The 14,886-nt window shown below is 71.8% G+C and carries 3 protein-coding genes; 2 read left to right on the top strand and 1 reads right to left on the bottom strand.

The window, feature by feature from the left end; all coding sequences use genetic code 11:
• Window positions 1–328: 328 nt before the first annotated feature.
• Window positions 329–2,197 carry a 2-isopropylmalate synthase gene (leuA, locus tag BLW32_RS25900; RefSeq protein ID WP_068742399.1) on the bottom strand — a complete coding sequence of 623 codons (1,869 nt, stop codon included), beginning with the start codon at window positions 2,195–2,197 and terminating at the stop codon, window positions 329–331.
• Between the two features lie 561 nt (window positions 2,198–2,758).
• Between leuA and BLW32_RS25895 the strand changes: the two genes are divergently transcribed.
• A complete protein-coding gene (locus BLW32_RS25895; protein WP_074850851.1) occupies window positions 2,759–14,032 on the top strand; it encodes a non-ribosomal peptide synthetase in 11,274 nt (3,757 codons plus the stop codon).
• Window positions 14,029–14,868 (top strand): ABC transporter permease, encoded by an 840-nt coding sequence (locus BLW32_RS25890; protein WP_068525980.1) that lies wholly within the window; start codon window positions 14,029–14,031, stop codon window positions 14,866–14,868. Before BLW32_RS25895 ends, BLW32_RS25890 begins: the two co-directional genes overlap by 4 nt.
• The last annotated feature ends 18 nt before the right edge of the window (window positions 14,869–14,886 follow it).

Raw genomic sequence — 14,886 nt, 5'->3', positions numbered from 1 at the left:
AGTGTGCCTCGCGGTCGGCTCGGCACTCGTCCGCGCAGAAGGGGTGCAAGAGCACGATCGAGCCGGGCCGCGTGCGGTCGACGGTGTACCGCTCGATCCCGCGGGCGTCGCCGGCATGGAAGCTATCGGGCTCCGCGTCCCAGGTCACCGTCGTCACGCCGCGACGGGACAGCTCCCACGGGACCACAGTATGTGTGCCGAGTGGCCGGACGACGGGCGAGCGGTGGATGGGTGTGCGACTGCGAGCGATTCTGCAGCCCCCGAGCCGCTAGGCGAGCGGGGCGAAGCCCAGCGAGCGGGCGCACACCCATCCACGGCGGTCAGAGACCTACGGCGCCCAGGTCCGCGTCGAGGCCTCGCCGACCGCCTCCTGAGCGGTGCGGCGGCTGCCGTTGGCCCGGTTCACCGCCGAGACCACGGCGCGCAGCGAGGCGGTGGTGATCGACGGGGCGATGCCCACGCCCCAGACGGTGCGGTCCTCTTCGCCGACGCGGACGATCGCCTCGACGTAGGCAGCGGCCTGTGCGTCGTCGCCCGCGGAGAGCGCGTGCTCGCTGTAGTCCAGCACGCGGACCTCGAAGCCGACGGTGCCGATCGCGTCGACGAAGGCCGCGAGCGGGCCGTTGCCCTCGCCCGAGATCTCCTGCTCCTTGCCGTCGACCTTGACCACGGCATCGATGCGGTCGACGCCACCGTCGACCTCGGACGCGGTCACCTTCTGGCGCATGCGCTCCAGCGGCAGGATCGGGTCGATGTACTCGCCGGCGAAGACGTCCCACATCTCCTTGGGCGTGACCTCGCCGCCCTCGCCGTCGGTGATCTTCTGCACCGACTGGCTGAACTCGATCTGCAGGCGGCGCGGCAGCTGCAGGCCGTGATCCGCCTTCATGATGTACGCGACGCCGCCCTTGCCGGACTGGCTGTTGACGCGGATCACGGCCTCGTAGTTGCGGCCCACGTCCTTGGGGTCGATCGGCAGGTAGGGCACCTGCCAGACGATGTCGTCGACGTCCTTGTCGGCGTCGTCGGCGTCGATCTTCATCTGGTCGAGGCCCTTGTTGATCGCGTCCTGGTGGCTGCCCGAGAACGCGGTGTACACCAGGTCGCCGCCGTACGGGTGCCGTTCGGGCACGGGCAGCTGGTTGCAGTATTCGACGGTGCGCCGGATCTCGTCGATGTCGGAGAAGGTGATCTGCGGGTCGATGCCGCGGCTGTAGAGGTTCAGACCCAGCGTCACCAGGCAGACGTTGCCGGTGCGCTCGCCGTTGCCGAACAGGCAGCCCTCGATCCGGTCCGCGCCGGCGAGGTAGCCCAGCTCGGCCGCCGCGACGCCCTCACCGCGGTCGTTGTGCGGGTGCAGCGACAGGATGACGCTGTCACGGCGTGCCAGGTTGCGGCTCATCCACTCGATCGAGTCGGCGTAGACGTTCGGCGTGGCCATCTCGACGGTGGCGGGCAGGTTCAGGATGATCGGCTTCTCGGGGGTCGGCGCGATGATCTCCGTGACCGCGTCGCACACCTCCTTGGCGAAGGAGAGCTCGGTGCCGGTGTAGGACTCGGGGGAGTACTCGTACCGCCACGCGGTGTCGGGGTACTTCTTCTCCTCTTCGAGCACTTTGTGCGCGGCGTCGGTGGCGATCTTCTTGATCGCCGCCTTGTCGGCGCGGAAGACCACGCGGCGCTGCAGCACCGAGGTCGAGTTGTAGAAGTGCACGATCACGTTCTTCGCGCCCTGGCAGGCCTCGAAGGTGCGCTCGATCAGCTCGTCGCGGCACTGCACCAGTACCTGGATCGTGACGTCGTCCGGGATGGCGCCGTCCTCGATGATCTCGCGGACGAAGTCGAAGTCGGTCTGGCTGGCGGACGGGAAGCCGACCTCGATCTCCTTGTAGCCCATGCGGACCAGCAGGTCGAACATGCGGCGCTTGCGCGCGGGGCTCATGGGATCGATGAGGGCCTGGTTGCCGTCGCGCAGGTCCACGGCGCACCACAGCGGAGCGGTCGTGGCGACCTTGTCGGGCCAGGTGCGGTCGGGGAGCGCGATGTGCTCGACCTCGTCACCGAAGGAGCGGTAGCGGTGGGCGGGCATGGCGCTTCCGCGCTGCTGGTTCCACGCGGGCTGGCCCGGGTTGCGGGGGCCGGCGGGAGCGGTGATCTTGGAAACGCCGGAGGTGTAGGAATCGGCTGCAGGGCTCATGTGTCGAGGTTACTTTCTCGGGTTCCCCCCTGCGAAGGGCAGGGACGGGGTTCGGCCGGGAGGGGCCGGGAGGACTCGACCGGCGCTGGAGCGACTGCACGGCTCAACCCGCGACGGGGAGCCGGTCTGGATCAGACCCCGCCGCGGCAACCGAGGAGAAGGGCGCGCCACTGCACGCCTCGAATGTAGCGCATCGCGCGGCGGCCGGGCAGGGGTGGGCCGCCCCGGACCTCGGATGTGGGGTGGCGGGGACGCCGCATGGATCGGACATATCGGTGTGATGTGGAACACGTTCTGGTGAAGTTCCCGTGAAGCGTTCTCGACGCCGATGTCGAATCGTGAAGACGAATCTGGGCATAGCGGCTTTGGGGTGCTGCAAACCTGCAGGATAGCGACCTATTCGTGAATTCTGTTGAATGCGACCCTCGCGACCTGCGGGGATTCTGTGACCTTCGCTCTCGGGAATCCCGGTTGGAGGTGTTGCAATTTCAAGCACGCCGTCCCTACAATTCTGCGATTGCAACCGTTGTGCGTTGTCAGCGTGATGTAGAGGAGACCTTGGTGGACCACGTGGTGCACTCCCTGACCGGAGCCCAGTACGGAATGTGGCTTGGCCAGCAGATGTCCCCGGACGTCGCCTTCACCGTCGCGCAGTACGTCGACATCAGTGGTCCGTTCGACGTCGAGACCATGCAGGCCGCGACCCGCGCCGCCAGCGACGAGTTCCTCTCCCCGTACGTCCGCATCGAGGTCGACGAGTCCGGCGCCCCGGTGCAGTGGCTCGACCGGAGCATCGACGGCGCCGCGCAGGTGATCGACCTGGGCCTCGCCGACCTGCCCGACGACCAGCGCATCGACGCCGCCGTGGCCTGGATGCGCGCCGAGTACTCGCGGCCGATCGACCTCGCGACGGACGAGCTCATCATCAACCGCCTGATCCGCGTCTCGGACGACCGCTGGCTCTGGTACGCCCGCGCGCATCACGCGGTCATCGACGGCTACGGCGCGTCGATCCTCCAGCGCCGCGTCGCCGAGCTCTACACCGCTCTCGCCACCGGTGCCGAGGCTCCGCCGCTCAAGCCCGCCCCGCTCGCCCCCGAGGGCTTCGTCACGGCCGAGGAGAAGTACTTCGCGTCCGCGCGCGCGGACGGGGACGCCGAGTACTGGGCCGGGGTCGTCGCGACCCTCCCCGAGGCGGCGGGCCTGAGCCGCACGGTCGCGGCACCGTCGACCCTGAACCGGCGCCGCAACGGCGTGCCCAGCGCCGAGGCGGGCGCCCGCCTCGAGGCCGCGGCCGAGCGTCTGGGCACCAACCGGACCGGCCTGGTGATCGCCGCTTTCGGCGCCTACGTCGCCGCGATATCCGGCCGCGAGCAGATCTCGGTCTCGGTGCCCGTGGCCGCCCGCACCACGGCCGCACTCCGCGGCTCCACCGGCATGACCGCCAACGTGCTGCCCGTTCCCGTGCGGGCCGGCGTGGGCGCCACCGTCTCCGACATCATCGACGGCACCGGCCTCGACCTGCGCAACGGCCTCCGGCACCAGCTGTACCCCGCCGCCCGCATGGAGGCGCCGACGTTGCGCGAGGGCGTGGTGGGCTCCACCTTCGGCGACACGATCAACATCATGATGTTCTCCTCGGCGATCGCGCTGGGCGAGGCAGCCGGCACCCTGAACCTCCTCACCTCCGGCCCGGCGGAGGACGTGGCGGTCACCGTCTACGAGTCCGAGCAGGGCGCCCTGCGGATCGACATGGAGGCCAATCCGGCCGCCTACACCGTCGCCGACCTGGATGCGCACTTCGAACGCTTCATGGAGTACCTCGAGCGGTTCGCGGCGGCCCCGGGAGGCACGCCGCTCGCCGCGCTCGCGGTCGTCGCCGACGCCGAGTCCGCCGACTGGGCCCGCTTCGCCGGCGCCGCCGTCGGCGCGCCCGCCGCCGCCGGTCCCTCGGTCCCGATGCCCGAGTTGCTGCGCCGCACCGCAGCCGCGCATCCCGAGCGGGTCGCCGTCGTCGACGGTGACCGCAGCATCACCTACGGCGAGCTCGACCAGTACAGCGACCGCCTCGCGCGCTATCTCATGACCGTCGGCGCCGCCCCCGAAGAGCGTGTGGCGCTGCGTATCCCGCGCTCGCTCGAGTCCGTGATCGCCGTCTGGGCCGTCACCAAGACCGGCGCCGCCTTCGTGCCGATCGACCCCAAGCTGCCCGCCGAGCGTGCCGAGCACATCGCCACCGACGCCGCCCCTGTCGCGACCCTCACCCCCGCGGACCTCGCCCGCGTGTGGGGACCCGGTGCGAACGCCGGTGCCAGCGACGCGGACTGGCCGGCGATCGACCTCGCGAACCCCGCCTACCTCATCTTCACCTCCGGCTCCACCGGCCGGCCCAAGGGCGTCAGCGTGACCCACGCCGGGCTGTCGAGCCTGGCGGCCGAGCTCGTCCGCTCACACGGTGTCGCCGACGGCTCGCGCGTGATGCACTTCGTCTCCCCGGGCTTCGACGCCTCCGTGCTCGAGCTCCTCATGGCCGTCGACAGCGCCTCCACGCTGGTCGTCGTCCCGCCGGACGTGTACGGCGGCGAGGAGCTGGAAGACGTTCTGGTGCAGGGCGGAGTGAACGGCGGCTTCATCACCCCGGCCGCCGTCGCCACGCTCGATCCGGCGAAGCTCCCCGCCCTCACCGCGCTCGGCGTGGGCGGCGACACCGTGCCGCAGGCCCTCGTCGATACGTGGGCGGGCAAGGGGCGCACCCTGGTCAACGTCTACGGCCCCACCGAGACCACGATCGCCGTGACGCTGGGCGCGCTCCGGGGCGGCGACCCCGTCCGCCTCGGTGGCCCGATCCCGGGCACGCGGCTGTACGTGCTCGATCCGTACCTGCGACCGGCGCCCATCGGCGTCGCCGGTGAGCTGTACATCGCGGGTCCGGGCATCGCCCGCGGGTACCACGGCAACCCCCGCCTCACCGCGGAGCGCTTCGTGGCCAACCCGTTCGAGGCCGACGGTGCCCGCATGTACCGCTCCGGCGACCTCGTGCGCTGGGACGCCGACGGCAAGCTCGAGTTCCTCGGACGCATCGACTCGCAGGTGAAGCTGCGGGGCTTCCGCATCGAGCTCGGCGAGATCGACGCCGCCGTCATGCGCGTGCCCGGCACCGAGCGGGCCGTCACCGTCGTCCACGGCGACGACACCGCCACCGCGGAGTTGGTCACCTACGTCACCGGCACCGCCGACGTCGACGCGATCACGGCGAGCGTCTCCGGGGAACTCCCGGCGTACATGGTCCCGGCGCACGTCATCGCGCTGGACGAGTTCCCGCTCACCGTCAACGGCAAGATCGACCGCAACCGGCTGCCGCAGCCCGAGCGCGCGGCCGTCGCGGTCTCCGCCGGCCGCGGCCCGACGACCGACGCGGAGCACCTCGTCGCCGAGGCCTTCGCAGAGGTCATCCCCGGCGTGAACAAGGACGACCTCAACGTCACCACCGCCCTGTTCGACCTGGGCGGGAACTCCCTGTCCGCCACCCGCATCGCGGCCCGCCTGGGCTCGGCCACCGGCACCCGCGTCAGCGTCGCGACGGTCTTCGCCCATCCGACCGTCGAGGGCCTCGCCGCCGCGATCGGCGGCGCACCCGTACCGGCCGCGGCGATCGCCGCCGCGGCTGAGACCTCGACCGCGACCCCCGACGCGACCGAGCCGGAGCCGGAGTTCGCGGCACCGTCGGACCCGGAGGAGGCGGCCGAACTGCTGCCGGCCCAGCACCAGATGTGGGTACGCAATCGCCTGAGTCCCGATGGTTCGTACCACATTCCGGTCGCGCTGCACCTGCGCGGCGACGTCGACGTCTCCGCGATGCGCGTGGCCCTGGGCGACGTCGTCGCCCGCCACACGCCGCTGCGCACCGTCTACCGCAACGGCCCCACCGCCGGCGAGCCCGAGGTGCAGGTGCTGCCGGCCGGCCCGAACCTGGTGCCCTTCACCGAGCGTTCCGTGCCCCTCGACGCGCTGATGGCGGCCGCCTCCGAGTACGCGGGCGAGCCCTTCGACCTCGCCGCCGACGTGCCGATCCGGGCGCGCCTGTACCGGATCGACGACCGGCACCAGGTGCTCGTGCTGGTGATCCACCACATCGCCGCCGACGGCTGGTCGATGATGCCGCTCGCCGGTGACCTCGCGACGGCCTACGCCTCGCGGACCAGCGGCAAGGCGCCGAAGTTCCCGCCGCTCCCGCGCACCTACACCGAGCACGCCCGCTCCTACAAGCATCGCCTGACGGGGGCGCCGCGCCAGTCGCTCGACCGCTTCTGGGCCGACGTGCTCGCCGATCCGCCGGCCGAGTCGGTGCCGCCCGCCGCCGTGCCGCGGTCCGGCGGCGTCGTCTCCGCGGCCCGCTCGATCGACACCCGCGTCGCGCCCGAGGTGTGGGCCGGCGTGGCGGGCCTCGCCCGCGCCCACACCACCACGCCGTTCATCGTGGTGCACGCGGCCCTCGCGGCGGCGATCTCGCGCCTCTCGGGCCAGAGCGATCTCGTGGTCGGCACCGCTGTCGCCGGCCGCGGCGAGGCCGAACTCGACGGCCTCGTCGGCATGTTCGTGAACTCGATCGCGCTGCGCACCCGCACGACGAACGAGATGACCTTCGCCCAGCACCTGGCGGCCGTCAGCCGCGGCGACCTCGACGCGCTGGACCATTCGGACCTGCCGTTCGAGTCCGTCCTCGAGCTGGTCGACCCGCCGCGCGCGGCCGGCCGGCACCCGATCTTCCAGGTGATGCTCAACCAGCGGCCCTTCGACACCCAGCACTTCCCGATGGCCGGCGTCGACGTCGAGGTCGTCCCGGTCGACGTGCCGATCGCCCGCTTCGACCTCGAGGTCACCCTCGGCGCCGACGGCACCATCGAGCTGCGCTACGCCTCCGAGCTGTACCGGGCCGAGCAGGCCGAGTCGATCCTCGACGCCCTCGTCGCGGTGCTCACCGCCGTGGGGCCGAACCCGCACACCACGGTCGGCGAGCTGCCGATCATGTCGGCGGCCCGGCTCGCGGAGCTCACCCCGGTGCGGGGCGTGGAGGCCGACTTCCACATCCCGCTGGGCCAGCTCATGCGCGAGGCTGCGCGTACCTACGCCAGCCGTCCCGCCGTGATCGACGGCGAGCGGGTGCTGACGTACCGCGAGCTGTACGCCGACGCGCGCAAGGTGGCCGCGGCCGTGCTCGCGGCGGGCTCGCGCCCCGGCGAGGCCGTGCTCACCGACCTGCCGCGCTCCGCGGAGTCCATCACCGCCTTCTGGGGCATCACCCTGGCGGGCGCGGCCGTGGCCCCCGTGGACCCGAAGTACCCCCAGGACCGTCGGGACTACATCGCGAACGACGTGCGCGCCCGCGTGGGCGTCACGGGCACCGGAACCGGTGTGGAGGGCGTCAACTGGGTCGCCATGGACAACCTGGACGGCGACGGCTACGACCCGCAGATCGTCCCGAACCTCGACGACGCCGCGTACGTCATCTACACCTCCGGCTCCACCGGCCAGCCCAAGGGCACGGTGGTCACCCACCGCGGCCTCGGCAACTTCGCCGAGGAGCTGCACGTGCGCCTGCAGACCGGCGCCGACACCCGGGTTCTGGCCTTCGCCTCCACCGCGTTCGACGCGACGGTGCTCGAGCACCTCATGGCGATCCGCGTGGGCGCGCCGCTCGTCGTGGTACCCCCGGGAACCACCGGCGGCCGCGAGCTGGAGAAGATCGTCGCCGATCATGGTGTGACGCACGGCTTCCTGACTCCGTCCACGCTCGCCACCGTCAACCCGGACGCCGTCCCGTCATGGACGCACGTCCTCGCCGGCGGCGAGGCGCTGGGCCCCGGCCTGGCGAAGAAGTGGAGCGTCGGCCGCCGCCTGCACAACGGCTACGGCCCCACCGAGACCACGATCATGACCGCGATCTCCGACGCGCTCTCCGGCGACGGCCGCGTGCCGATCGGCCCGCCCGTGCGCGGCCAGGGCCTCCTGGTCCTCGACGACGAGCTGCGCCCCGTGCCCGTCGGTATGCCCGGCGAGCTGTACGTGGCCGGCCCGCAGCTGGCGCGCGGCTACCACCGCCGCCCGCAGCTCACCGCCTCGCGGTTCGTCGCGAACCCGTACGGCGAGCCCGGCGCCCGCATGTACCGCACCGGCGACGTGGTCCGCTGGACCCGCAGCGACAGCGGGCAGCTCATCGTCGACTTCGTGGGCCGCAACGACTTCCAGGTCAAGATCCGCGGCATCCGCATCGAGCTCGGCGAGATCGACGCGACCATCGACACGATGCCCGGCGTCGACTTCGTCTCCACGCAGGTGCGCCCCGGTCCCGACGGTGCCCCCGCCCTCGTCGCGTACGTCAAGGGCGATGTGGACCCGTCCGCGGTCCGCGCCCACGTGCGGACCCGCCTGCCCGGCTTCATGGTTCCCGCCGCGGTGATGATCATCGCCTCGGTGCCCATGGGCAACACCGGCAAGCTCGACAACGCCGCCCTGCCCGAGCCCTACTTCGGCGGCACCGGCAATGCGGCCGCCAAGCCCACCACCCCCGGCGAGAGCCGCGTCGTCGAGGCCTTCCGCAAGGTCCTGGGCAGCGACGCCATCGGTGTCGAGGACGACTTCTTCGACCTCGGCGGCAACTCCCTGTCGGCGAACGAGCTGGTGGGCCTGCTGGGCAACGGGATCGAAGCGCGCACCGTCTTCGACCTGCGCACCCCCGCGGCCATCGCGACCGCCCTGACCGGCGACCCCGATCGCATCGCGAACGAGTCCGCGCTCGAGGATCAGGGCCTGCGCCGTGTGCAGCGCGGCGACCGCATGCCGCTCTCGTCCGCGCAGGAGCGGATGTGGCTGCAGAACAAGATCGACCCCGGCCCGACCTACAACATCGGTGCGGCCTTCCTCGCGAGCCGCCCCGTCGACAAGGCCGTCCTCGACGCCGCGCTGCGCGACGTGCTCGCGCGACACGAGAGCCTGCGCACCCGGTACCCGTCCTCGGCCGAGGGCCCGTACCAGGAGATCCTGCCCGCCGACGCGCCGGAGGTCCGCGACTTCGCGGCCGAGTTCGGCACGGCGACCTCCAACGTCGCCGGCCAGGAGTCGGCGATCGCCGAGTTCGTGGCGCGGCCCTTCGCACTCAACCGCGACGTGCCGCTGCGCGTCATGACGGCGCCCACCGGCAAGGGCTCGATCCTCGCGATCGCGGTGCATCACATCGCGGCCGACGGTGCCTCGGTGGTGCCGCTGACGCGCGACCTGATGGCGGCGTACCTGGCCCGCAGCACCGGTTCCGTGCCGCAGTGGACCGAGCTGCCGCTGCAGTACGCCGATTACGCGGTGTGGCAGCGCGGCCAGGCGGAGAAGGACGCCGGCGCGGTGGACTACTTCGCCGAGCGTCTCGCGGGCGTGCCCGAGGAGAGCTCCTTCCCGGCCGACGGCCCGCGCCCGACGATCGGCTCGACCGACGCGGGCGAGGTCGCGATCGTGCTGCCCAAGGCCCAGCGGGACGCCCTGGCGGACTTCGCCGGCAAGCGCGGCGTCTCCATGTTCATGGTGCTGCACGCCGGCCTCGCGGCCCTGCTGCACCGCGTCAACGGCGCCGACGACGTGGTCGTGGGCACCCCGGTCATCGGCCGCACGGACCGGCGCCTGCGCGACGTGGTCGGCATGTTCGTCAACACCGTGGCGCTGCGCACCGCGGTGACCGGTGAGGAGAGCTTCAACGCCCTCGTCGACCGGATCCGCAGCGGCGACCTCGACGACCTGGTCCACGCGACGGCGCCGTTCGAGCGCGTCATCGAGGCCCTGCAGCCGCCGCGCAGCCGCGACCGGCACCCCGTCTTCCAGGTGGTGCTCAGCCACCAGAACCTGGGCGACCCGCTCAGCGTCATCACCTCCGACGGTGGCGGCATGTTCGAGCTGGAGCCGCTGCCGCTGGCCGCGGCGACCACCACCTTCGACGCCACCTTCGAGGTGCGCGAGGTCGAGGAGGGGCTCCGGTTCAACCTGCGCTACCGCACGGACCTGTACCGGGCGGCGACGGCCGAGGGCATCGTCGGCCGCCTCGCGCGGCTGGTGACGGCGGGCGTCGCCTCGCCGGACACCCCGGTCGCCGACCTGCCGGTGCTGCTGCCCGAGGAGCAGGAACTCTTCCAGCGCGCGTCGACCTCGATCGAGCCGCACACGATGGCGGAGATCCTGGCGCGCGCCGTGCGGCAGCGCCCGGGCGCCCCCGCGCTGCGCGAGGGCGATCTCCACTACACGTACTCCGAGCTGGACTCCGCGGTGTCGGCGCTCGCCAATCGCCTCGCCGGCCTCGGCGTGGGATCGGGAACCCGCGTGGCCGTATCGATCCCGCGGTCCGCGGCCTCGGTCGTCGCCTTCTGGGCCGTGGCCCGGCTCGGCGCCGTGTACCTCCCCGTCGACCCGAACTACCCGGCCGAGCGGATCGAGTACATCCTCGAGGACGCCAAGCCCGCACTCGGCCTGACGGTCCGCGACGCGGTGGGCGGCCTGCCGAAGTCCGTCGACTGGGTGACGGTGGATCTCACGCCGTCGCGCGTCCAGCACCCGCCGGCCGAGGTCGCGCCGGTGGGCGTCGACGACCCGGCGTACGTGATCTACACCTCCGGCTCCACCGGCAAACCCAAGGGCGTCGTCGTGCCGCACCGCGGCCTCGCCGCGATGGCCGACACCCTGGTCCGCCAGCACGCCGTCGGTGCGGGCGCCCGGGTGCTGCACTTCGCCTCGCCCAGCTTCGACGCCTCGATCCTCGAGCTGCTCCTCGCGACCTGGTCGCGCGCCGAGCTCGTGATCGCGCCCGTCACGCTGTACGGCGGCGCACCGCTCGGCGACTTCCTGGCGGAGAACGAGGTCACCCACGCGTTCATCACCCCGGCGGCGCTCGCCACGATCCCCGATCGTGACCTGCCGCTGCTCGAGGCACTCAGCGTCGGCGGCGACGTGCTGCAGAAGGAGCTGGCGCGCCGCTGGTCGGGCGGCCGCATCCTGATCAACGCCTACGGCCCGACCGAGGTGACGATCGCGGCGACGATGGGCGCCGTCGACCCCGACAACGTGGGCATCGGCAGCGCGGTCACCGACGCGCAGCTGATGATCTGCGACGAGCGCCTCAACCTGGTGGCACCCGGCACCGTCGGCGAGCTCTACGTCGCGGGCCCCGGTGTGGCGCACGGCTACCTGGACCGCCCGGAGCTCACCGCGGCGCGCTTCGTGGCCAACCCGTACAACGACGCCCAGGGCTACAAGCGCATGTACCGCACGGGCGACCTGGTGCGCTGGCGCGCCTCGGACTCCGGCGAGCCGGTACTCGAATTCGTCGGCCGCAGCGACGATCAGCTCAAGGTGCGCGGCTTCCGCGTGGAGCCGGGCGAGGTCGCCACCGCCGTCGAGAGCCATCCGGATGTCCGGCAGGCCGTCGTGGTCGTCGATCGCGGCGACGGCTCGCTCGAGGCGCAGGCCGCGGCCCGCCTGGTCGCGTACTACGTCGCCGAGCGCGCCGTTACCGTCGACGCCCTCCGGGCCTGGGTCGGGGATCGTCTTCCGCGGCACATGATCCCGGCCGTCTTCCAGGAGATCGACCGCGTGCCGGTGACGGCGCACGGCAAGACGGACCTCAAGGCACTGCCGCCCGTCGGCGCCCTGTCGACCGGCGGCACGTCCGACGCCGAGCCGGTCTCGCCGCTCGCGGCCGTCGTGCGGCCCGTGACCCGACGGCAGCGCGCGGACTCGGCGGCCGATCTCGAGGGCGCCGTCGCCGAGATCCTCTCCGATGTACTCGGCGTGGCCTCGCTCGGCGCGGACGACGATTTCTTCGCCGTCGGCGGAACGTCGCTGCAGGCCGCGATCGCCGTCGACCGGCTGCGGGAGCGGTTCAACGCGGAGGACGCCAGCATCCGCTGGTTCTTCGAGGACGCCAAGGTGGGCACGATCGCAGCGCGGATCGGCGGCGCCCCGGCGCCGGTCTCCACCACCGCCGTGATCACCGGCGTGGCAGCGGATTCCGACACCGCCATCACGGATCCGATCCTGCCGCTGCGCGCGGGCGACCCGGGTGTCGACCCGCTGTACTGCGTGCACCCCGCTGTCGGCCTGGCGTGGAACTACCTCGGCCTCTCCGGCGAGCTCGACCCGAGCATCCCGATCATCGGCCTGCAGGCGCCCGGAATCTCCTACCCGATGCCGCCCGCGGATTCGATCAAGGAGCTCGCGCGCACCTACGTCCGCAACATCCGGGCGAGCCGGCCGCACGGCCCGTACAACCTGCTCGGCTGGTCCCTCGGCGGCCTGATCGCGCACGAGATGGCCGTGGAGCTCAGGGATCTCGGTGAGAAGGTCAACCTGGCCCTCATGGACGCCTACCCGCTGGGCGACTACCGCGGCGCCCGCGAGGAGATGTCGATCGCGGCACTGCTGCGCGAGTTCGTGGGCCTCGAGGTCGACGACGACGCCGAGCTCACCCCCGACGACGCGCTGGACCTGCTGTCCACCGCCGGCGGCCCGGCGCGCGAGCTCTCCCGCGGCCAGATGGAGCGGCTGCTGACGAACTACCGGCACAACACGACGCTCGGCTACTCCCACCGGCCGCGCGAGTACGACGGCAACATGCTGGTCTTCCGCGCGACGGAGCAGACCACGGGCGGCCTCGTGCCGCAGCTGTGGCGGCCGTACGTGACCGGCCTGGTGCAGGTGCACGACATCGAGGCCACGCACAACCAGCTCGGCGCGTCGCCGGCGATCGACGAGGTCGCCCGCACGATGAACGTCTTCCTCACGGGCAACTACACCGCGGTGGTCAAGTCCAAGAGCAAGACGCTCGACGACTCGAAGCCGCTGGTCAGCGTCCGCGGCCTGGCGCGCAAGTACGGGCGCGGCAAGAAGGCGGTCTACGCGCTCAACGGCGTCGACCTCGACATCGCGCCGGGCAGCGTGCACGCGCTGCTCGGCCCGAACGGCGCCGGCAAGACGACGACGGTGAAGATCATCTCGACGCTCATGAAGCCCTCCGAGGGCTCCGTGACCATCGACGGCGTCGACGCCCTGGCCGATCCGCGCCGGGCCCGGTCGATCATCGGCCTCTCGGGCCAGTACTCGGCGGTCGACGAGAACCTCACGGGCCGCGAGAACCTCGAGATGTTCGCCCGCCTCTACGGATTCGACAAGATCTCGGCGAAGGCCCGCGCGAACGAGCTGCTCAAGCAGTTCCGGCTCACCGCCGCCGCCGACCGCGCGTCGGGCACGTACTCGGGCGGCATGCGCCGGCGTCTCGACCTGGCCGGGGCCATCATCGCCCGGCCGCGCCTGGTCGTGCTCGACGAGCCGACCACCGGCCTCGACCCGCGCAGCCGCAAGGACGTGTGGGACGTGATCGCCCGGCTCAGCAAGGAGGACGGCATCTCGGTGCTGCTCACCACGCAGTACCTGGACGAGGCCGAGATCCTGGCCGACCTGGTCACGATCATCGACCAGGGCCGGATCATCCGGTCCGGCACCGTGCCCGAGCTGAAGTCGGCCGCCGCGGCGGACCTGATCCAGATCGGACTGCGCGAGCGCGACCGCGTCACCGCGTGGCCGATCCTGGCCCGGCACGCCATCGACGGCACCGCGATCCGGGAGGCCTCGGGCCTCAGCGCGATCCGGGTCGCCGACGGCCAGCACAAGCTCGTCGCCGTGCTCAACGACCTGCGGGAGGCCGGCGTCCACGTGGAATCGGCGATGCTGCGCGAGGCCACCCTGGACGACGTCTTCTTCGCCCTCACCGGCGAGGACGCGAACAAGACCGAGGAGAACAACGCATGACCGCGATCATCTTCCCGCGGGAGCGGGAGCCGTCGCTGGGCGGATTCCTCAGCGACTGCGCGGTGATGACCCGCCGCAACCTGACGACGCTGATCCGGATCCCGCAGCTCCTGCTGGGCGCGACGGTGCAGCCGATCATGTTCGTGCTGCTGTTCAGCTACGTCTTCGGGTCCGCGCTCGGAGGCGAGGTCGGCGGAGACCGCTACCGCGAGTTCCTGCTCGCCGGCATCCTCGTGCAGACGGTGGCGTTCAGCTCGGGGCCGACCGCGATCGGCGTGGCCTCGGACATGAAGAACGGCATCATCGACCGGTTCAGCTCCCTGCCCATGTCGCGCCTCGCCGTGATGGTCGGCCGCACCACGTCCGACCTCGTGGTCAACGTGATCAGCGTGGCCGTCATGCTGCTCGTCGGTCTCGCGGTGGGCTGGCGCATGCGCGGCAGCTGGGTCGATGCCGCCCTCTCGCTCGCGACGCTGTTCCTCTTCGGTTTCGCGATGTCCTGGCTGGGCGCCCTCATCGGCCTCTCCGTCTCGACCCCCGAATCCGCGCAGGCGCTGTGCATGATCGTCATGTTCCCGATGGCCTTCATCTCGTCGGCGTTCATCGCCTCCGGCGACCTGCCGGGCCCGCTCCGCACCATCGCCTCGTGGAACCCCGTGACCTCCATGGCGCGGTCGCTGCGCGAGGCCTTCGGTAACCCGCTGAGCCCGAAACCCGTGGTCAACGAGCCCATCAATTGGGCTGCGGAGCACGCGACCGCCTACTCGGCCCTCGTCTCCCTCGCGATGATCGTGATCATCGTCCCCCTCGCCGCCCGTGCCTACATGAAGCACTGACGGCCCACAGTCCGACCG

Origin of the sequence: Tsukamurella tyrosinosolvens (assembly GCF_900104775.1) — a bacterium.
Lineage (GTDB): Bacteria > Actinomycetota > Actinomycetes > Mycobacteriales > Mycobacteriaceae > Tsukamurella > Tsukamurella tyrosinosolvens.
Note: the sequence above shows the minus strand (reverse complement) of the source record. Positions and strands in the feature narration are given on the sequence as shown.

Excerpts from the sequence above, each read along its gene's own strand:
- leuA (WP_068742399.1), bottom strand. The coding sequence starts at position 2,197 with ATGAGCCCTGCAGCCGATTCCTACACCTCCGGCGTTTCCAAGATCACC.
- BLW32_RS25890 (WP_068525980.1), top strand. The coding sequence starts at position 14,029 with ATGACCGCGATCATCTTCCCGCGGGAGCGGGAGCCGTCGCTGGGCGGA.